Source organism: Bacillus sp. IS1, assembly GCF_032461585.1.
Lineage (GTDB): Bacteria > Bacillota > Bacilli > Bacillales > Bacillaceae > Bacillus > Bacillus velezensis.
Map to the genome: position 1 here is coordinate 414,362 of NZ_JAWCWR010000002.1, position 17,772 is coordinate 432,133.

Annotated in this window: 23 protein-coding genes; 20 read left to right on the forward strand and 3 right to left on the reverse strand. The window is 47.5% G+C overall.

The window, feature by feature from the left end:
* Positions 1-29: 29 nt before the first annotated feature.
* Both racA and gloA2 read right to left on the reverse strand, forming a co-directional pair.
* A complete protein-coding gene (gene racA, locus RUW00_RS10140; protein ID WP_021494805.1) occupies positions 30-593 on the reverse strand; it encodes a chromosome-anchoring protein RacA in 564 nt (187 codons plus the stop codon).
* A 110-nt stretch (positions 594-703) separates the two neighbouring features.
* Positions 704-1,087: an SMU1112c/YaeR family gloxylase I-like metalloprotein gene (gloA2, locus tag RUW00_RS10145; protein ID WP_280144689.1), complete on the reverse strand. Its 384-nt coding sequence runs from the start codon at positions 1,085-1,087 to the stop codon at positions 704-706.
* 111 nt (positions 1,088-1,198) lie between these two features.
* On the opposite strand from gloA2, the gene prfA reads away from it, so the two are divergent.
* The 3 genes from prfA to RUW00_RS10160 all read left to right on the forward strand — a co-directional run bounded on the left by prfA (position 1,199) and on the right by RUW00_RS10160 (position 3,480).
* Positions 1,199-2,269, forward strand: a complete 1,071-nt coding sequence (gene prfA, locus RUW00_RS10150) for a peptide chain release factor 1 (RefSeq protein WP_003151139.1) — start codon at positions 1,199-1,201, stop codon at positions 2,267-2,269.
* Position 2,270: 1 nt separating this feature from the next.
* The gene (gene prmC / locus RUW00_RS10155) at positions 2,271-3,131 is read left to right on the forward strand and encodes a peptide chain release factor N(5)-glutamine methyltransferase (RefSeq protein WP_015240760.1); all 861 of its coding nucleotides are present in this window, start codon (positions 2,271-2,273) and stop codon (positions 3,129-3,131) included.
* 70 nt (positions 3,132-3,201) lie between these two features.
* A complete protein-coding gene (locus RUW00_RS10160; protein ID WP_029325732.1) occupies positions 3,202-3,480 on the forward strand; it encodes a DUF5316 family protein in 279 nt (92 codons plus the stop codon).
* On the opposite strand, the gene RUW00_RS10165 is transcribed toward RUW00_RS10160, so the two are convergent.
* Positions 3,467-3,841, reverse strand: a complete 375-nt coding sequence (locus RUW00_RS10165; RefSeq protein ID WP_003151143.1) for a UPF0715 family protein — start codon at positions 3,839-3,841, stop codon at positions 3,467-3,469. The two genes, RUW00_RS10160 and RUW00_RS10165, sit on opposite strands and share 14 nt — an antisense overlap.
* Positions 3,842-4,001: 160 nt before the next feature.
* On the opposite strand from RUW00_RS10165, the gene spoIIR reads away from it, so the two are divergent.
* From spoIIR to atpD, 17 genes are all read left to right on the forward strand, one after another.
* The gene (spoIIR, locus tag RUW00_RS10170; RefSeq protein WP_014419106.1) at positions 4,002-4,682 is read left to right on the forward strand and encodes a stage II sporulation protein R; all 681 of its coding nucleotides are present in this window, start codon (positions 4,002-4,004) and stop codon (positions 4,680-4,682) included.
* A 70-nt stretch (positions 4,683-4,752) separates the two neighbouring features.
* On the forward strand, positions 4,753-5,196 hold the full coding sequence (locus tag RUW00_RS10175) for a GNAT family N-acetyltransferase (protein WP_007614382.1): 444 nt from the start codon (positions 4,753-4,755) through the stop codon (positions 5,194-5,196).
* A 156-nt stretch (positions 5,197-5,352) separates the two neighbouring features.
* A complete protein-coding gene (locus RUW00_RS10180) occupies positions 5,353-6,393 on the forward strand; it encodes an L-threonylcarbamoyladenylate synthase (protein ID WP_280144688.1) in 1,041 nt (346 codons plus the stop codon).
* Positions 6,394-6,461: 68 nt separating this feature from the next.
* Positions 6,462-7,019 carry a manganese efflux pump MntP gene (locus tag RUW00_RS10185; RefSeq protein WP_022553919.1) on the forward strand — a complete coding sequence of 186 codons (558 nt, stop codon included), beginning with the start codon at positions 6,462-6,464 and terminating at the stop codon, positions 7,017-7,019.
* Between the two features lie 72 nt (positions 7,020-7,091).
* Positions 7,092-7,547 (forward strand): low molecular weight protein arginine phosphatase, encoded by a 456-nt coding sequence (locus tag RUW00_RS10190; protein ID WP_003151148.1) that lies wholly within the window; start codon positions 7,092-7,094, stop codon positions 7,545-7,547.
* A 133-nt stretch (positions 7,548-7,680) separates the two neighbouring features.
* Positions 7,681-8,130 (forward strand): ribose 5-phosphate isomerase B, encoded by a 450-nt coding sequence (gene rpiB / locus RUW00_RS10195; RefSeq protein ID WP_021494811.1) that lies wholly within the window; start codon positions 7,681-7,683, stop codon positions 8,128-8,130.
* A gap of 13 nt (positions 8,131-8,143) precedes the next feature.
* On the forward strand, positions 8,144-8,686 hold the full coding sequence (locus RUW00_RS10200; RefSeq protein ID WP_280144687.1) for a TIGR01440 family protein: 543 nt from the start codon (positions 8,144-8,146) through the stop codon (positions 8,684-8,686).
* 147 nt (positions 8,687-8,833) lie between these two features.
* Positions 8,834-10,081, forward strand: coding sequence for a serine hydroxymethyltransferase (glyA, locus tag RUW00_RS10205; protein ID WP_014419101.1), 1,248 nt, complete (start codon positions 8,834-8,836; stop codon positions 10,079-10,081).
* 134 nt (positions 10,082-10,215) lie between these two features.
* Positions 10,216-10,845: a uracil phosphoribosyltransferase gene (gene upp / locus RUW00_RS10210; protein WP_014419100.1), complete on the forward strand. Its 630-nt coding sequence runs from the start codon at positions 10,216-10,218 to the stop codon at positions 10,843-10,845.
* A 418-nt stretch (positions 10,846-11,263) separates the two neighbouring features.
* Complete coding sequence (atpI, locus tag RUW00_RS10215; RefSeq protein WP_003151155.1) at positions 11,264-11,647, forward strand: ATP synthase subunit I; 384 nt, start codon at positions 11,264-11,266, stop codon at positions 11,645-11,647.
* Positions 11,648-11,654: 7 nt separating this feature from the next.
* Positions 11,655-12,389 (forward strand): F0F1 ATP synthase subunit A, encoded by a 735-nt coding sequence (gene atpB, locus RUW00_RS10220; RefSeq protein ID WP_014419099.1) that lies wholly within the window; start codon positions 11,655-11,657, stop codon positions 12,387-12,389.
* 45 nt (positions 12,390-12,434) lie between these two features.
* Positions 12,435-12,647, forward strand: coding sequence for a F0F1 ATP synthase subunit C (gene atpE / locus RUW00_RS10225; RefSeq protein WP_003151167.1), 213 nt, complete (start codon positions 12,435-12,437; stop codon positions 12,645-12,647).
* Between the two features lie 142 nt (positions 12,648-12,789).
* Positions 12,790-13,302 carry a F0F1 ATP synthase subunit B gene (gene atpF / locus RUW00_RS10230; RefSeq protein ID WP_003151168.1) on the forward strand — a complete coding sequence of 171 codons (513 nt, stop codon included), beginning with the start codon at positions 12,790-12,792 and terminating at the stop codon, positions 13,300-13,302.
* Complete coding sequence (locus RUW00_RS10235) at positions 13,299-13,844, forward strand: F0F1 ATP synthase subunit delta (protein WP_003151169.1); 546 nt, start codon at positions 13,299-13,301, stop codon at positions 13,842-13,844. Before atpF ends, RUW00_RS10235 begins: the two co-directional genes overlap by 4 nt.
* Before the next feature lie 16 nt (positions 13,845-13,860).
* Positions 13,861-15,369 carry a F0F1 ATP synthase subunit alpha gene (gene atpA, locus RUW00_RS10240; RefSeq protein WP_017418736.1) on the forward strand — a complete coding sequence of 503 codons (1,509 nt, stop codon included), beginning with the start codon at positions 13,861-13,863 and terminating at the stop codon, positions 15,367-15,369.
* Positions 15,370-15,444: 75 nt separating this feature from the next.
* Positions 15,445-16,308 (forward strand): ATP synthase F1 subunit gamma, encoded by an 864-nt coding sequence (gene atpG / locus RUW00_RS10245; RefSeq protein WP_003151172.1) that lies wholly within the window; start codon positions 15,445-15,447, stop codon positions 16,306-16,308.
* Between the two features lie 25 nt (positions 16,309-16,333).
* Positions 16,334-17,755: a F0F1 ATP synthase subunit beta gene (gene atpD / locus RUW00_RS10250; RefSeq protein WP_280144686.1), complete on the forward strand. Its 1,422-nt coding sequence runs from the start codon at positions 16,334-16,336 to the stop codon at positions 17,753-17,755.
* Positions 17,756-17,772: the final 17 nt, after the last annotated feature.

Genomic DNA, 17,772 nt, shown 5'->3' on the forward strand with positions numbered 1-17,772 from the left:
AAGCTCCCTGTTTCAGGGAGCTTTTTTAGTTAGAATTGAAATTTAAAAGGCGAAAATCTCGTTTTTTTTCTGGGTTTCTTATGTTCTGAAGAAGCGGCTGTTTCTGAGAGGGGAGCTGTCTGGGCAAGTTCCTGGATGCGGGAGGCCAATGTCTGCAATTCGGAATTGAGGTCGTCAATTTCCCGTCTGTGCTGAAGAAGCTGATAAGACACCCCTTCATCCGCCTTTTGTTTCAGCTGGCGTTCAAGCTCCTCTATCCTTGAAAGCAGATGGTTCTCTCCTTGTTTCTCTTTCGTGAGAATGTCCAGTTTGCGCTCCAGCTCTGCCAATCTTTGTTCAGCGCCGCCATTGATTTTCGGACGCTGCAAAATGAAGCCCGTCCGTTTTTTCGGCTGCCGGGGCACTTGAACATCCAGAAGGGCAGTGCCTTCAGAAATTTGCCGTTTGACCGATTTCAGCACATCAAGATCCTCAGGTGTAAAGGAATAATGTCCGAGCTCATTCCGTTCAGCCGGAAGATTCAGCTGCTTGACCCACCTTTGCACCGTTTTTGCGGAGACACCGAGCTCTTTCGCGGCCATGTTTGTATTCATGATCACATACCTCCTTTTTGCTAGGTATTCGACCATGAGGCGGCGTTCCCTTCATGTTAGACAAAACAAGAAGGAATTCGCCAAAGAAAGCGGCATTTCTTCAAAAAACGTTACGCTTCATACAATTCAAGCGGAAGCTTGTCGGGATCGAAGAAGAAGGTAAACCGTTTCCCCGTCAGCGGATCGGTTCTGATCGGTTCTGTGCCGACGCCCTTTTCCTTTAACTCCCTGACGGCTGCTTCAAGATCGTTTACGGTGAAAGCGAGATGCCGGAGACCCACGGCTTCCGGTCTGGTCGGCCGTTCGGGCGGATCGGGAAAGGAAAACAATTCAATCGCGTACGCGCCGTCCAGCGCAAGATCAAGTTTATAAGATCCGCGATCCTTTCGGTATGTTTCTTTTATAATGCCGAAACCGAGAATCTCGGTGTAAAAAGCTTTCGACTTTTCATAATCAGAGCATATGATTGCTATATGGTGGATGGATTTCAGCATATCCGCCCCTCCTTTTTTGCTTCAGTATAACAGAGGCGAATTGCTTTTGACTGGCGATAAGCCCTATACTATAATGAGAATGTTACGCACAGGAAAACAGAGGTGAAGACCGTGTTAGACCGTTTACAGTCAATTGAACAACGATACGAAAAATTAAATGAGCTTTTAAGTGATCCGGAAGTGGTCAACGATCCGAAAAAGCTTAGAGAATATTCGAAAGAGCAATCTGATATACAAGAAACCGTTGAAGTCTATAGACAATACAGAGACGCATCAGAACAGCTTGCCGATGCGAAAGCGATGCTTGAGGAAAAGCTTGATGCCGATATGAGAGAAATGGTGAAGGAAGAAATCTCCGAACTGCAGGGAGAGACGGAAACCTTATCAGAGCGTTTGAAAGTGCTCCTCATCCCGAAAGACCCGAACGATGACAAAAACGTAATCATGGAGATCCGCGGAGCAGCGGGAGGAGAAGAAGCCGCGCTGTTTGCGGGAAATCTCTACAGAATGTACTCCCGTTACGCCGAAATCCAAGGCTGGAAGACTGAAGTCATGGAAGCAAACGTGACCGGAACGGGCGGTTACAAAGAAATCATCTTTATGATTACGGGAAAAGGCGCATACTCCAAGCTGAAGTATGAAAATGGCGCGCACCGCGTACAGCGTGTTCCGGAAACGGAATCAGGCGGCCGTATTCATACATCCACGGCGACGGTGGCGTGTCTTCCTGAAGCGGAAGAAGTAGAAGTGGACATCCACGAAAAAGACATCCGCGTCGATACATTCGCATCAAGCGGACCGGGCGGACAAAGCGTAAACACGACGATGTCAGCCGTACGCCTGACGCATTTACCGACCGGTGTCGTCGTATCCTGTCAGGATGAAAAATCTCAGATTAAAAACAAAGAAAAAGCGATGAAGGTGCTCCGCGCCAGAATCTATGACAAATTCCAGCAGGAAGCTCAGGCTGAATATGATCAGACCCGCAAATCAGCCGTCGGTTCAGGCGACCGTTCCGAGCGTATCCGCACATACAATTTCCCGCAAAACCGTGTGACGGATCACCGCATCGGCCTGACGATTCAAAAGCTGGATCAAATCCTGGAAGGCAAGCTTGATGAAGTGGTTGAAGCGTTAATCGTAGAAGACCAGTCAAGCAAGCTCCAGCAGGCGGAAAATTAAGATGAAGACCGTTTTTGAAGCCCTAAGCTGGGCTTCTTCTTATTTAACCGAAGCGGGAAGAGAAAAAAACGCGGCCGAGCTGCTGCTGTTAAATGATACCGGAATGGATCGGAGCAAACTTCTCGCAAGTCTGCAGGAGCCCGTCGGCGAGGACGAGCTTTATCGATTCAGACGGCACGTGGAGATGCATAAGGAAGGTATTCCGATTCAATATATTATCGGGAAAGAACAGTTTTACGGCAGGGAATTTTTTGTGAATGACGATGTTCTCATTCCGCGTCCGGAAACGGAAGAAGTCGTCTTTCATCTGCTGGACAGACAGAAGCGGGCATTTTCCGAGGCAGAACGCCTGAACGTCATTGATATCGGTACGGGGAGCGGAGCCATTGCGGTGACGCTCGCGCTTGAATGCGGACATTTTTCAGTATCGGCTTCGGATATTTCAAAAGAAGCGCTGCAGGTGGCGGAAAGAAATGCGCAAAACCTCGGAGCGGACGTGTGTTTTTTGCAGGGAGATCTGTTAACTCCTTTTATTTCATCAGGAAAAAAAGCGGATATTATTGTTTCCAATCCGCCGTATATTTCTGAAGAAGAAATGGCGGATTTGTCGGATATCGTCCGTTTCCATGAGCCGCTTCATGCTCTTACGGACGGCGGTGACGGTTTGAAATTCTACAAGCGGTTTATGGAGGAGCTGCCTCTTGTCATGAAAGATAAAGCGCTTGTCGTCTTTGAAATCGGATATAATCAGGGGAAAGCGGTGAAAGACCTGTTCCGTCATTCCTTTCCGAATGCGGAAGTGGAAGTCGTACAGGACATCAACGGAAAAGACAGAACCGTATCCGCGGTCATCACATCATAACAAAAGCCCGCCGGTGACGCACACGGCGGGCTTTTGTTACAATGGAAAGAAAATGAAAGGGGCATCAGCCTTGAAAAAAGCGTTCGCCTTCGGATGTATACTCGCCGCCGCAGCTTATGCGGCGGGGTTTGTTCTGCCGTTTGGTTTTGACATCATTTTCGGCGCCGTTACGGCTGTACTTATCGTCACAGCGATCATCGTTTCCGGGTTGGCCGTAAGCGGAGCGGAGCAGCGGGCCAATTATCATTCTGAAACAGAAGAAGGACGGCACGCCCGTTTAAAGATGGCCGCCGTTTTCTTTTGCGCCGCTCTCCCTTCAGCCGGCTGTCTGCTGATTACGCTTCTGTAGCCGGATTTTGTCTTTGCAGCAATACGGAATCCCACACCCAATAGACGACGGCTGTTAAAACCGCAAAGATATAAAAGGCTGAATTAGAAAACAGAGATTGGCCTGACGGCTGCAAAAGACCGAAGATGATCCCGTTCGCAATGAATGACACCCCTAAATAATAAAGAAAATACAGCGGATGAAATCTCTTCGGCTTTTTATTCAGAAAGTATTGAAGCGGCAGCGCAAAAATCAAATAAGGAAACAAAAAATAAAACGCCATCGAAATGAAAGCCGCGATAATGAATTGATGAACATACAAAATAGAATAAATGACAGACATACATGCCGCCGACAGCAGCACGGTGTAATTATATTTCATCTGAAAACCTCCTATCAAAATAATATCGTACCATATTTTGAATCTGTCAATGCAGATTATCAGCTTGCTAGATTTTTTTCTTCCCGCCGGTTTAAACCTTTTCCGTCATGTCCATAATGGGACTAGATAAAAAAAGCACGGAGAGGAACGGTGAGGACCGATGAAACAGACAATGATGATCTGCATATATATTTTTCTTTTATTATCAGGAGCGCTTGCGGGTTTGACAAAAGAAGAAACAGCGCGGGCATCAGCCGATGAGCCCGTCGTCATACCGGATGAAGCGATCCGGCTCAGGATTTTGGCCAACAGTGATAACGATGAGGATCAAAAGCTCAAGCGCCAGATCAGAGATGCTGTAAACAAGCAAATCACGGACTGGGTGAAAGATATCACTTCCATTGAAGAAGCGCGGCGGCTCATTCGTTCGAAGCTTCCTGAAATTAAAGAAATCGCCAAACAAACGATGAAAGAAAAGGGTGCGCATCAATCCGTTTCAGTTCAATTCAATAAAATCTCGTTTCCGACAAAGCTGTACGGCAATATGGTCTATCCGGCCGGAAAATATGAAGCGATTTTAATTACACTCGGCAATGGCGAGGGCGCCAACTGGTGGTGCGTCTTGTTTCCGCCGCTGTGCTTCCTTGATTTCTCAAACGGCGAAGCGGTGAAAGATCAGGAAGACGGCGGACAGAAGCAGGAAGAAACGCAGAAACAGACTAAAAAAGTGCTGGATGACGTAAAAGCAAAGGCTGATAAAGCGAAGAAAGAAAAGAAAGATGACGATGATACGGAAGTGAAGTTTTTCCTCGTCGATTGGATTTCAGATCTATTTTCCTGAAGCAAAAGGCATAAATCCGGATTCGATTCATAGATTGGAAGAAAGAGTTGATCGAAACGGAGGGAAATATATGTTTTATCAGCTAAGAGTGGCAAGAGATCAAGATACGGAGGCGCTGGAGGCCTTTTTGAAAAAGGCTGATACGGCACATGCGGAAATCGATCAGCAGATCAGCCGTTTTATCGTGCTGGAAGACAGTGAAAAAAAGATTGCCGCCTGTCTCGGGATCGAAAAATTCAGCGGCGGAAAAGGGCTTCTCCGTTCACTCGTCATGTCGGACAGGCTGAATCAAAGCCATATCGTTACACTGTTTCAAAGTATGGATGTGCTGTGCAAAAAACATGAGATTCAAGATGTCTACTTAGTCGCCAATCAGCCCTCATCTGCTGAGTTTCTGAATGTGATGGGATTTGAAGCGTGCGCCGATGCGCCTGATGAACTGTATACGTCCGAACATTTCCGCAATTCGTTATGCACAGAAGGTTCGTTTTTAATGGTGAAAACCTCTGCCTGATCTAACTTATACACAAGGTTATCCACTTATTAAAAAGTGTTGTCCACAGTTTGTGGATAACACTTGTTTTATTAAAGGACATCTTTTATACTTTCAAAAGGAATACACGAGAGAAAATAAAGTTTTACCGCTTTAAAATAAGGAGTTTGGTTATACATGAAAACAAGAAGATGGTTTGTGGATTGTTCCGCAGAATTATCCACAACCGATCCCCAGATTACACAAGCCGCGGAATTGCTCCGGCAGAATGAGGTTGTGGCTTTTCCGACAGAAACCGTTTACGGACTGGGCGCTAACGCTGAAAATACGGAAGCCGTAACGAAAATATATGAGGCGAAAGGAAGGCCGAGCGATAATCCGCTGATTGTGCATATATCCCATATCAGCCAGCTTGATCGTTTTATCAGCCATATTCCTGAGACGGCGAAAAAGCTTATGAAGCTATTCTGGCCGGGAGCACTGACCCTTGTCCTGCCGTGTAAGCCCGGTGTGCTGTCACCCCGTGTCACCGCGGGACTTGAAACGGTAGCGGTCAGAATGCCTGATCATCCGGTAGCATTAGCCCTCATCAGCTCGGCCGGACTGCCGATCGCCGCGCCGAGCGCCAATTTATCAGGAAAACCGAGCCCGACGAAGGCCGAGCATGTAGCTCATGATTTAAACGGACGCATTGCCGGTATTGTGGACGGCGGCGCGACGGGAATCGGAGTGGAATCAACCGTTCTGTCCTGTACGGGGAAACAGCCCGTGCTGCTTCGTCCGGGCGGCGTGACAAAAGAGCAGATTGAATCCGCCGCCGGTCCGGTTCTTGTGGATAAAGGGCTGACCGAAGAAGATGAGGTTCCTATTTCTCCCGGTATGAAATATACACATTACGCGCCTTCTGCGCCGATGGCTATTGCCGACGGCGGCGCCCGGAGAATTCAAGAACTGGCAGACACATATAAAAGCCGGGGGAAACGAATCGGCATTCTGACAACAGAAGAGAACGCCGATAGTTACCAGGCTGATTATATCAAGGTCTGCGGCAGACGCGCCGACCTTGAAACAGTGGCGTCCGCCTTATACGATGCGCTCCGCAGCTTTGATGAAGCGGAAGTGGACATGATTATTTCTGAGTCCTTTCCGGATACCGGAGTGGGGCTCGCCATTATGAACAGGCTGATGAAAGCCGCAGGCGGCACCGTTATCCATTAACTTGTTCTACCCCTTATCGGACATGCATAAGCTAAACAAGCGGGCACGTCCAAGGGGGTTTTTATTTCATGTCGAATCTATTCATCGGGGAACTTGTCTCCTTAAGCATCATGGCATTTGCTTTGGGGACGGATGCCTTTTCCGTCGGGCTCGGGATGGGAATGATTCAGCTGAAGAAAAAACAGATTTTTCATATAGGGGTTGTCATCGGGCTGTTTCATGTCATGATGCCGCTTACGGGAATGGCGGCCGGGCATCTGCTGTCCGGTTTTCTGGGGATGCTCGCCGTTTACATCGGCGGATCTCTTCTCTTCATTTTAGGGGTGCAGATGATCATTGCCGCGTTTAAACAATCAGACGGGCCGCTCATATCTCCGGCAGGCTCGGGACTGTTGCTGTTTGCGATCGGTGTCAGTCTGGACAGCTTTTCTGTCGGGCTCAGTCTCGGGATGAACGGCTCCAATCCGTTTCTGGCCGTTACGCTGTTCGGGGTTTTCAGCACCGTTTTAACATGGGCGGGCCTTTTGGCGGGAAGAAAGGTGCAGTCGTGGCTCGGCTCCTACAGCGAAGCGCTTGGCGGAGCCATTTTGATCGGATTCGGGCTGAAACTGCTTTTACCGATATAAGATACGTAAAAAAGAAACGAAGATGCCGTTTCTTTTTTCTTCATTTATAATAGGCAGTAAGAGGTGACGGACATGAAAATAATCTTTGTATGTACAGGCAATACGTGCCGCAGTCCTATGGCTGAGGCTCTTTTTAAATCCATTGCAGAAACGAAAGGGCTGGATGTCAGCGTAAGCTCGGCCGGCGTATTCGCGTCTCCGCACGGAAAAGCGTCGGCCCATGCCGTAGAAGCGCTGTTTGAAAAACGGATCGCTCTCAATCACAGTTCATCTCCCTTATCGGAAGAACATATCGAGACGGCTGATCTGGTGCTGGCGATGACTGAACAGCACAAACAGCTGATTGAAGGCCGATATCAAAACAGTCAGGGCAAAGTCTTTACCATTAAAGAATACGTAACGGGGGAAAACGGCGATATCTCTGATCCGTTCGGCGGTCCGCTTGATGTTTATAAACAGACGCGGGACGAACTGGAGGAGCTGCTGACCCTTTTGGCTGATCAATTGCTTGACGGAAAAAGCAAGTAATCTGTCAGAAAATCTGCAAACAGGTCATTTGCAAAACGAATGTGAAAGAGTAGAATGAAATCAACGGATTTCGTAATAAAAAGGACAAGCACACTGGGCTGTCTTCGCCCAGCCACACCTAGGAGGTAAATGAATGAAAGTAGCTATTGCGTCAGATCACGGCGGCGTCCATATCCGCGAAGAAATAAAAAGTCTTTTGGATGAATTGCAGATTGAATACATTGATATGGGCTGTGAATGCGGCGACGGCTCTGTCGATTATTCAGACTACGCTTTTCCGGTAGCGGAAAAAGTGGTGAACGGCGAAGCTGACAGGGGAATTTTAATTTGCGGCACAGGCATCGGCATGAGCATCTCCGCAAATAAGGTAAAGGGCATACGCTGTGCGCTTGCCCATGACACCTTCAGCGCAAAAGCGACACGTGAACACAATGACACGAATGTTCTTGCGATGGGCGAACGCGTCATCGGCCCGGGGCTGGCGCGCGAAATCGCAAAAGTCTGGCTGACGACTGAATTTACGGGCGGCCGCCACGAACGGCGGATCGGCAAAATCGCAGATTACGAAGAAAAAAATCTGTAAGAGGTGCTGGACAATGGAAGAGATGAAGCAAAAATGGACGGACATGCTGATTGAGTTTCAAGAGCAGGCAGGACTGACGGACGGCAGTCTGCTGGTGATCGGGTGCAGTACAAGTGAAGCCGCCGGAAGCCGGATCGGCACCGCCGGAAGCGGGGATTGGGCTGAATTGATATACGGCGGACTTAACCGGTTTAAGGAAAAAACGGGTGTGCATCTTGCTTTTCAATGCTGCGAGCATTTAAACAGGGCGCTTGTCATTGAAGCGGAAACGGCCGAGCGGTTCAGGCTCCCCATTGTTTCAGCCGTCCCCGTCCCGAAAGCGGGCGGAGCGATGGCCTCTTATGCATACCGGCAGATGCGTTCTCCCGTGCTCGCCGAATCGATTCAGGCTGACGCCGGGATTGACATCGGCGATACGTTCATCGGCATGCATCTGAAACCCGTTGCCGTCCCTGTCCGGATTTCAAGCCGTGAGCTTGGAGAAGCACATGTGACGATGGCCCGGACAAGACCGAAGCTGATAGGCGGAATTCGCGCCGTTTATGAATGCGAATGATGAAAATACTTTTCCTATATAATGTTCGTGTTTTCTAATTAAATTTTGTGATTTTTTTAAATAAGCTGTTACATTCACCTGAAAAACCATGTACAATAAGGGTGGTAAAAATAAAGAACAGGAAACTGATAGGAGAGGATCTCGCTGATGAAACATTTACCTGTACAAGACAAACAAGTGTTTAACGCCATCAAAGATGAGCGTAAGCGTCAACAGACTAAGATCGAATTAATTGCTTCTGAAAACTTCGTGACGGAAGCGGTAATGGAAGCACAAGGCTCCGTTTTAACAAACAAATATGCTGAAGGCTACCCCGGCAAACGCTACTACGGCGGCTGTGAGCATGTTGATGTCGTCGAGGACATCGCCCGCGACCGCGCGAAAGAGATTTTCGGAGCTGAGCATGTAAACGTTCAGCCGCACTCAGGCGCTCAGGCGAACATGGCTGTTTACTTCACGATTTTAGAGCACGGCGACACGGTGCTCGGGATGAACCTCTCCCACGGCGGCCACTTAACACACGGAAGCCCGGTTAATTTCAGCGGCGTTCAATACAACTTTGTAGAATACGGTGTCGATAAAGACACGCAATATATAGATTATGAAGATGTGCGTGAAAAAGCGCTGGCGCATAAGCCGAAACTCATCGTTGCCGGAGCGAGCGCGTACCCCCGCACGATCGACTTTAAAAAATTCCGTGAAATCGCTGATGAAGTCGGCGCTTACTTCATGGTCGACATGGCGCATATCGCGGGTCTTGTCGCAGCCGGTCTTCATCCGAATCCGGTTCCTTACGCTGACTTTGTAACGACAACGACTCACAAAACACTTCGCGGACCCCGCGGAGGAATGATCCTTTGCCGTGAAGAGTTCGGCAAAAAGATTGATAAATCCATTTTCCCGGGAATCCAAGGCGGACCGCTTATGCATGTCATCGCGGCCAAAGCCGTTTCTTTCGGAGAAGTGCTTGAAGATGAGTTCAAAACATATGCGCAAAACGTCATCTCGAACGCGAAGCGCCTGGCTGAGTCTCTGAACAAAGAGGGCATTCAGCTCGTATCAGGCGGAACGGATAACCACCTTGTGCTTGTCGACCTCCGTTCTCTCGGTCTGACCGGAAAAGTCGCTGAACACGTTCTTGATGAAATCGGCATTACATCTAATAAAAACGCGATCCCTTACGACCCGGAAAAACCGTTCGTCACAAGCGGAATCCGTCTCGGTACGGCAGCTGTGACAAGCCGCGGATTTGACGGTGACGCGCTTGAAGAAGTCGGCGCCATCATCGGCCTCGCGCTGAAAAATCATGAAGACGAAGCAAAACTTGAAGAAGCGAGACAGCGCGTATCTGCCTTGACTGAAAAGTTTCCTTTATATAAAGAACTGGACTATTAATAAGGAAGAAACCCGCCGGAACCTTAATCCGGCGGGTTTTTTTATGATTTTCTTGAAACTGTTTGTCTTTTTCTGTAGAATCAATAGAAGTGTGAAAAAGTCACTCGGACAACAAAAAAGGAGCTGAACACAGTATGGGAAAGGTTTACGTATTTGATCATCCTTTAATCCAGCATAAGCTGACATATATTCGGAATGAAAATACAGGCACAAAGGATTTCAGAGACCTGGTGGACGAAGTTGCATCACTGATGGCGTTTGAAATTACACGTGATCTTCCTCTTAAAGAAGTGGAAGTGAAAACACCTGTTCAAACAGCGACATCCAAAGTGATTTCAGGGAAGAAACTCGGTATCGTGCCGATCCTGAGAGCGGGTCTCGGAATGGTTGACGGCATGCTGAAATTAATCCCGGCCGCTAAAGTGGGACATGTCGGATTATACCGTGATCCGGAAACCTTAAAACCGGTGGAATACTATGTCAAGCTTCCTTCTGATGTAGAAGAACGCGAATTTATTGTCGTGGATCCGATGCTTGCTACGGGAGGCTCTGCGGTGGAAGCGATAAACAGCCTGAAAAAGCGCGGCGCGAGAAACATTCGTTTTATGTGTCTTGTAGCGGCTCCGGAAGGCGTGGAAGAGCTGATGAAACATCATTCTGACGTTGATATTTATATCGCCGCCCTTGATGAAAAACTGAATGAAAAAGGCTATATCGTTCCGGGCCTCGGTGACGCGGGTGACAGACTGTACGGAACCAAATAAATCGGAAAACCTCATTCAGGGGTTTTCTTTTTTTATCCAGATATTTGCTGAATGGGCAGAGTTCATACATTTATAGGTGAATTTGTGAACATTCTGTGTATGCTTCCGGTATAAAAAGTTTTTTAACTTTAAACAGATTGACACATGTTAGGGGCTATTGTATGCTAAACGAGGGTATTATGAGAAGGTTTTCATTCCTTTCATTTCTAGTATCCATCCTCATTTTAAATCCTCCAAAAAAACCCGTTATATGAGGATTTATCTAAGCGAATGAAACAGCATCCCGTGGCATCAGGAGGATGAGTGGTTTTTTCGAACAGGCCGTTTTGCGGACAAAAAAGGCCTTCTGCAAGGGTTAACCGCATGTTTTGCCGTATCCAGGAATTATATTACATTTTCATCAGGAGACAGATAGTTGATGGACGATCCCAATCTTACATTCAGCAGACAACGAAGATATGTATTTGTGATCTTAGCAATCTATTTGCTGGGATATGGTCTTACGGCGTATAAAACTGTTTTTTTAGGCCTCTTTTTGGGAACTGTTTTCAGTTTGTTTAATTTGTGGCTCTTGACCAGAAGAATGAATGCTTTTGACAAGGCCGTGGCGAAAGGAAAGTCCATACGATCACTCGGGAGCGCAGCGCGTTGGTGCAATGCGATACTTGCGATGGCTGTCGCCTTTAAATATCCCGATAAAGTCAGTGTGGCAAGTGTGATTATTGGATTAATGACAATTTATCCCGTCATTATGATAGATTCCATTATTCAGCTCAAACGTTCATCAATGGAAGAGAGGTGAAAACCCATTGAATCACGATTACAGAACTATTGATTTGTTTGGTCTTACTTTTAATCTGACAAACATTCTGATGATTACTGTGGCAAGTGTGATTGTGCTGCTGATTGCGATTCTCACTACGAGAACGCTGTCTATCCGTCCGGGAAAAGCCCAGAACTTCATGGAATGGATTGTTGATTTTGTCCGCAATATTATAGGCAGTACAATGGATTTAAAAACAGGGGCTAACTTCTTGGCGCTTGGTGTAACCTTGCTGATGTACATATTTGTATCAAATATGCTGGGGCTGCCGTTTTCTGTAACGGTCGGACACGAGCTTTGGTGGAAATCACCGACGGCCGATCCGGCTATTACTCTGACTCTAGCCGTTATGGTTGTGTCGTTAACGCACTATTACGGCGTGAAGATGAAAGGTTTGAAGGAATACTCTAAGGATTACCTCAGACCGGTTCCGCTTATGTTCCCGATGAAGATCATTGAGGAGTTTGCGAATACGCTGACACTCGGACTTCGTCTTTACGGTAACATTTTCGCCGGGGAAATTCTTCTTGGCCTGCTTGCGAATCTGGCGACGAATTTCTACTCAAACAGCTTCTTTCTCGGTTTGGTCGGCACAGTCGGAGCCATTCTTCCGATGCTTGCATGGCAGGCGTTCAGCTTGTTCATCGGTACCATCCAGGCATTTATCTTTACGATGCTGACGATGGTGTACATGTCACACAAAATCAGTCATGATCATTAAAATCATATATCCATTCGGATAACATTTTAAAGGAGGAACTTTTTCATGAATTTAATAGCAGCTGCAATTGCAATCGGTTTAGGTGCACTTGGTGCAGGTATTGGTAACGGTCTGATCGTTTCACGTACGGTAGAGGGAATCGCCCGTCAGCCGGAAGCAGGAAAAGAACTTAGAACTCTTATGTTCATGGGTATCGCATTGGTTGAGGCCCTTCCGATTATCGCTGTCGTTATCGCGTTCTTAGCGTTCTTTGGCTAAGCAAAAAAGCCTTATATGAACTAAAAATGGCGAAGATCACTCTAAGAGAACCTTCGCCATTGCTTTATGTCTGATAAGCAGGCCGTACCGAAACGGCTTTTTATCAGCAGAGAAAACCTGCAGAAGGGAGTTGCCGTAGTAGATGTCTCAATTACCTCTTGAATTAGGACTGTCGTTTAACGGCGGAGATATCCTATTCCAATTGTTAGCTATGTTAGTTTTATTAGCGCTTCTCAAGAAATTCGCTCTTGGACCGCTATTAAATATAATGAAACAGCGTGAAGATCATATCGCCGGCGAAATTACGTCCGCTGAAGAAAGAAATAAAGAAGCGCAGAAGCTGATTGAAGAGCAGCGCGTTCTTTTAAAAGAAGCGAAACAGGAATCACAATCACTCATTGAAAATGCGAAAAAACTGGGTGAAAAGCAGAAGGAAGACATTATTCAGGCTGCACGTGCCGAGTCTGAAAGATTGAAAGAAGCGGCGAGAACCGAAATTGTCAAAGAAAAAGAACAAGCGGTTTCCGCACTTCGCGAGCAAGTCGCATCACTTTCTGTCTTAATCGCATCGAAAGTGATTGAAAAAGAGCTTGATGAACAAGCCCAGGAACAACTGATTCAGGACTATCTTAAAGAGGTAGGAGAAAGCCGATGAGTGGATCTGCTGTCTCTAAACGATACGCGTCAGCGCTTTTCGACATTGCCGTTGAGACTTCTCAAATCAATGAAATCGAAGAAGAGCTTACCGTACTAAAAGAAGTGTTCCGGAACGAAGCCGGATTACAGGAAGTGTTAAGCCATCCGAAGGTATCGGCCGCTAAGAAAAAAGAGCTGATTCAGCAATCGTTCGGCGCACTGTCTGAGTCTGTGCTGCATACGATTTTTCTTCTGATTGACCGCCGCCGGTCTTCGATTGTGCCTGATCTCACAGACGAGTTTATCAAACTTGCCAATCAGGCCCGTCAGACAGAGGACGCGGTTGTTTATTCAGTAAAACCGCTGTCAGAAGCGGAAATGTTATCATTGTCTCAAGTGTTTGCAAAGAAAGCCGGAATCGCTTCGCTCAGAATCAGAAATGAAGTGCAGACGGATTTAATAGGCGGCATTAAAGTCCGCATTGGAAACCGGATTTATGACGGAAGCGTGAGCGGAAAGCTTGAGCGCATGGAACGTCAACTTGCCGGAGGAAATCGATAGAAGGGGTGAAACCTAAGTGAGCATCAAAGCTGAAGAGATTAGCACGCTGATAAAGCAGCAAATTCAAAATTACCAATCTGAAATTGAAGTTCATGACGTAGGTACAGTCATCCAAGTCGGAGACGGTATTGCGCGTGTGCACGGCCTTGACAATTGTATGGCCGGTGAACTTGTTGAGTTTTCAAACGGCGTTTTGGGTATGGCTCAAAACCTTGAAGAATCCAACGTAGGTATCGTTATCTTAGGACCTTACAGAGATATCCGTGAAGGTGATGAGGTCAAAAGAACGGGCCGCATCATGGAAGTTCCTGTAGGTGAAGAATTAATCGGACGTATCGTCAACCCGCTCGGACAGCCGGTAGACGGACTGGGTCCGATTCTGACAAGCAAAACACGTCCGATCGAAAGCCCGGCTCCAGGCGTAATGGACCGTAAATCAGTACATGAGCCGCTGCAAACGGGTATCAAAGCGATCGACGCGTTAATTCCGATCGGCCGCGGACAGCGTGAGCTGATTATCGGGGACCGTCAGACAGGTAAAACATCTGTTGCGATTGATACAATCTTAAACCAAAAAGATCAAGACATGATCTGTGTGTACGTAGCGATCGGTCAAAAAGAATCTACAGTGCGCGGCGTAGTGGAAACACTTCGTAAGCATGGCGCGCTTGATTACACGATTGTCGTGACAGCGTCCGCTTCACAGCCGGCTCCGCTTCTGTACCTTGCACCGTATGCAGGGGTGACAATGGGTGAAGAATTCATGTACAACGGCAAGCACGTTCTCGTCGTATATGATGATTTATCCAAACAAGCGGCCGCTTACCGTGAGCTGTCATTGCTTCTTCGCCGTCCGCCGGGCCGTGAAGCATTCCCTGGGGATGTATTCTATCTTCACTCCCGTCTGCTTGAGCGCGCAGCCAAACTGAGTGACGCAAAAGGCGCAGGATCAATTACGGCGCTGCCGTTCGTCGAAACACAAGCAGGAGATATCTCCGCTTATATCCCGACAAACGTCATTTCCATTACTGACGGACAGATTTTCCTTCAATCCGACCTATTCTTCTCAGGCGTGCGTCCTGCGATCAATGCCGGATTATCCGTATCCCGTGTCGGCGGATCAGCCCAAATCAAAGCGATGAAAAAGGTAGCGGGAACATTGCGTCTTGACCTGGCTTCATACCGTGAACTTGAAGCGTTCGCCCAATTCGGATCTGATCTTGACCAGGCGACTCAGGCGAAACTGAACCGCGGTGCGCGTACAGTTGAAGTGCTGAAGCAAGACTTGAATAAACCGCTTCCGGTTGAAAAACAGGTAGCCATTCTTTATGCGCTGACAAAAGGATATCTTGATGATATTCCGGTTGCGGATATCAGACGTTTTGAAGAAGAGTACTACATGTACCTTGATCAAAACCATAAAGATCTGCTTGACGGCATTGCGAAAACAGGAAACCTTCCTGCTGATGAAGACTTCAAAGCTGCAATCGAAGGCTTCAAACGCACATTTGCACCAAGCAACTAACCCTTAGAAGATGAGAGAAAAAGGTTCTCTTTTTCTCTCTTTTTACGCAAATGAAGAATAAAGGTGGTGAAATCTTTGGCCTCATTACGCGATATTAAGTCAAGGATCACGTCAACGAAAAAAACAAGCCAGATTACAAAAGCCATGCAGATGGTATCCGCTGCGAAGCTGAACCGTGCGGAAACCAACGCGAAGTCATTTGCTCCGTATATGGATAAGATCCAGGAGGTTGTGTTTAACGTCGGAAAAGGCGCGAAAAACGCGAAACACCCGATGCTTGTCTCAAGAGAAGTGAAAAAGACGGCGTATCTCGTCATTACGTCTGACCGCGGGCTTGCGGGTGCGTTTAACAGTTCGGTTTTGCGAAACGCTTACCGCACCATTCAAGAACGCCATCAGTCTAAAGATGAATACACGGTGATTGCAATCGGCAGAGTCGGCCGCGATTTCTTCAAAAAACGGGAAATGCCGATTTTGTCTGAGTTAGTGGGGCTTGGCGACGAGGTCACTTTTGCTCAGATTAAAGATTTGACCCGTCAGACGGTTCAAATGTTTATCGACGGCGCTTTTGATGAACTGCATTTGGTGTATAACCATTTCGTCAGTGCGATTTCACAGGAAGTGACGGAGAAAAAAGTGCTGCCTTTAACGGATTTCGGAACGAGCGGCGGGAAGCGCACGGCTTCTTACGAGTTCGAACCGGATGAAGAAGAGGTGCTCGAAGTGCTGCTTCCTCAATATGCGGAAAGCTTAATTTACGGCGCGCTTCTTGACAGTAAAGCAAGTGAACACGCTGCGAGAATGACAGCAATGAAAAATGCGACTGATAATGCGAAAGAACTCATTGATTCACTTTCGCTATCATATAACCGCGCGCGTCAAGCGGCGATTACACAAGAAATTACCGAAATTGTCGGCGGTGCAGCCGCTTTAGAATAGAAAGATTTTGTCAGGAGGGATAGCGATGAAGAAAGGACGCGTAAGTCAGGTGCTTGGACCGGTTGTCGACGTACGTTTCGAGGACGGCCACTTACCTGCGATTTATAATGCGATTAAAGTTTCACAGCCAGCTACAGGCGAAAATGAAGTAGGCATCGACCTAACGCTAGAGGTTGCTCTTCATTTAGGCGATGATACAGTCCGTACAATTGCCATGGCATCTACGGACGGAATTCAGCGCGGAATGGAAGCTGTTGATACAGGTGCGCCGATTTCTGTTCCTGTCGGTGATGTGACTCTCGGACGCGTATTTAACGTACTGGGAGATAAAATTGATTTAAATGAACCGCTGCCTGCGGATGCTCAAAAGGACCCGATCCACAGATCAGCTCCTTCATTCGATCAGCTTTCAACAGAAGTTGAAATTCTTGAAACAGGTATTAAAGTTGTTGATTTGCTTGCTCCTTACATTAAGGGCGGTAAAATCGGTTTGTTCGGCGGCGCCGGCGTAGGTAAAACCGTATTAATCCAGGAATTAATCAACAACATCGCGCAAGAGCACGGCGGTATTTCCGTATTCGCCGGTGTAGGAGAGCGTACTCGTGAAGGGAACGACCTTTTCTACGAAATGAGCGATTCAGGCGTTATCAAGAAAACAGCCATGGTCTTCGGACAAATGAACGAGCCGCCGGGCGCACGTATGCGTGTAGCACTGACAGGTCTTACAATGGCTGAGCATTTCCGTGATAAACAAGGACAGGACGTACTGTTCTTTATCGATAACATTTTCCGTTTCACACAAGCGGGTTCAGAGGTTTCCGCGCTTCTCGGCCGTATGCCTTCTGCGGTTGGTTATCAGCCGACGCTTGCGACAGAAATGGGTCAGCTTCAAGAGCGTATTACGTCTACAAACGTTGGTTCAGTTACATCTATCCAGGCGATCTACGTGCCTGCCGATGACTACACTGACCCGGCTCCGGCGACAACGTTCGCTCACTTGGATGCAACGACTAACCTTGAGCGTAAATTAACTGAAATGGGTATCTACCCTGCGGTTGATCCGCTGGCTTCCACTTCCCGCGCGCTTGCTCCGGAAATTGTCGGAGAAGAGCATTATGCGGTGGCGCGTGAAGTCCAGTCAACGCTTCAGCGTTACAAAGAACTTCAGGATATTATCGCGATTCTCGGTATGGACGAATTAGGTGAAGAAGACAAGCTTGTCGTTCACCGCGCCCGCCGTATCCAGTTCTTCCTTTCTCAAAACTTCCACGTAGCTGAGCAGTTTACGGGACAAAAGGGTTCTTACGTGCCTGTTAAAGAAACGGTACGAGGCTTTAAAGAAATCCTTTCCGGTAAATATGACCATCTTCCGGAAGATGCATTCCGTCTTGTGGGACGCATTGAAGAAGTCATTGAGAATGCAAAAGAGATGGGTGTAGAAGTTTAATCTGGTCCTAGGAGGGT

Bases quoted from the DNA above. Each gene is read 5' to 3' on its own strand.
- atpE (WP_003151167.1), top strand. From the start codon at position 12,435: ATGAATTTAATAGCAGCTGCAATTGCAATCGGTTTAGGTGCACTTGGT.
- glyA (WP_014419101.1), top strand. From the start codon at position 8,834: ATGAAACATTTACCTGTACAAGACAAACAAGTGTTTAACGCCATCAAA.
- atpF (WP_003151168.1), top strand. From the start codon at position 12,790: ATGTCTCAATTACCTCTTGAATTAGGACTGTCGTTTAACGGCGGAGAT.
- racA (WP_021494805.1), bottom strand. From the start codon at position 593: ATGAATACAAACATGGCCGCGAAAGAGCTCGGTGTCTCCGCAAAAACG.
- upp (WP_014419100.1), top strand. From the start codon at position 10,216: ATGGGAAAGGTTTACGTATTTGATCATCCTTTAATCCAGCATAAGCTG.
- atpD (WP_280144686.1), top strand. From the start codon at position 16,334: ATGAAGAAAGGACGCGTAAGTCAGGTGCTTGGACCGGTTGTCGACGTA.
- RUW00_RS10185 (WP_022553919.1), top strand. From the start codon at position 6,462: ATGTCGAATCTATTCATCGGGGAACTTGTCTCCTTAAGCATCATGGCA.
- RUW00_RS10165 (WP_003151143.1), bottom strand. From the start codon at position 3,841: ATGAAATATAATTACACCGTGCTGCTGTCGGCGGCATGTATGTCTGTC.
- RUW00_RS10175 (WP_007614382.1), top strand. From the start codon at position 4,753: ATGTTTTATCAGCTAAGAGTGGCAAGAGATCAAGATACGGAGGCGCTG.
- rpiB (WP_021494811.1), top strand. From the start codon at position 7,681: ATGAAAGTAGCTATTGCGTCAGATCACGGCGGCGTCCATATCCGCGAA.
- RUW00_RS10180 (WP_280144688.1), top strand. From the start codon at position 5,353: ATGAAAACAAGAAGATGGTTTGTGGATTGTTCCGCAGAATTATCCACA.
- RUW00_RS10200 (WP_280144687.1), top strand. From the start codon at position 8,144: ATGGAAGAGATGAAGCAAAAATGGACGGACATGCTGATTGAGTTTCAA.
- RUW00_RS10190 (WP_003151148.1), top strand. From the start codon at position 7,092: ATGAAAATAATCTTTGTATGTACAGGCAATACGTGCCGCAGTCCTATG.
- gloA2 (WP_280144689.1), bottom strand. From the start codon at position 1,087: ATGCTGAAATCCATCCACCATATAGCAATCATATGCTCTGATTATGAA.
- prmC (WP_015240760.1), top strand. From the start codon at position 2,271: ATGAAGACCGTTTTTGAAGCCCTAAGCTGGGCTTCTTCTTATTTAACC.
- RUW00_RS10235 (WP_003151169.1), top strand. From the start codon at position 13,299: ATGAGTGGATCTGCTGTCTCTAAACGATACGCGTCAGCGCTTTTCGAC.
- spoIIR (WP_014419106.1), top strand. From the start codon at position 4,002: ATGAAACAGACAATGATGATCTGCATATATATTTTTCTTTTATTATCA.
- atpI (WP_003151155.1), top strand. From the start codon at position 11,264: ATGGACGATCCCAATCTTACATTCAGCAGACAACGAAGATATGTATTT.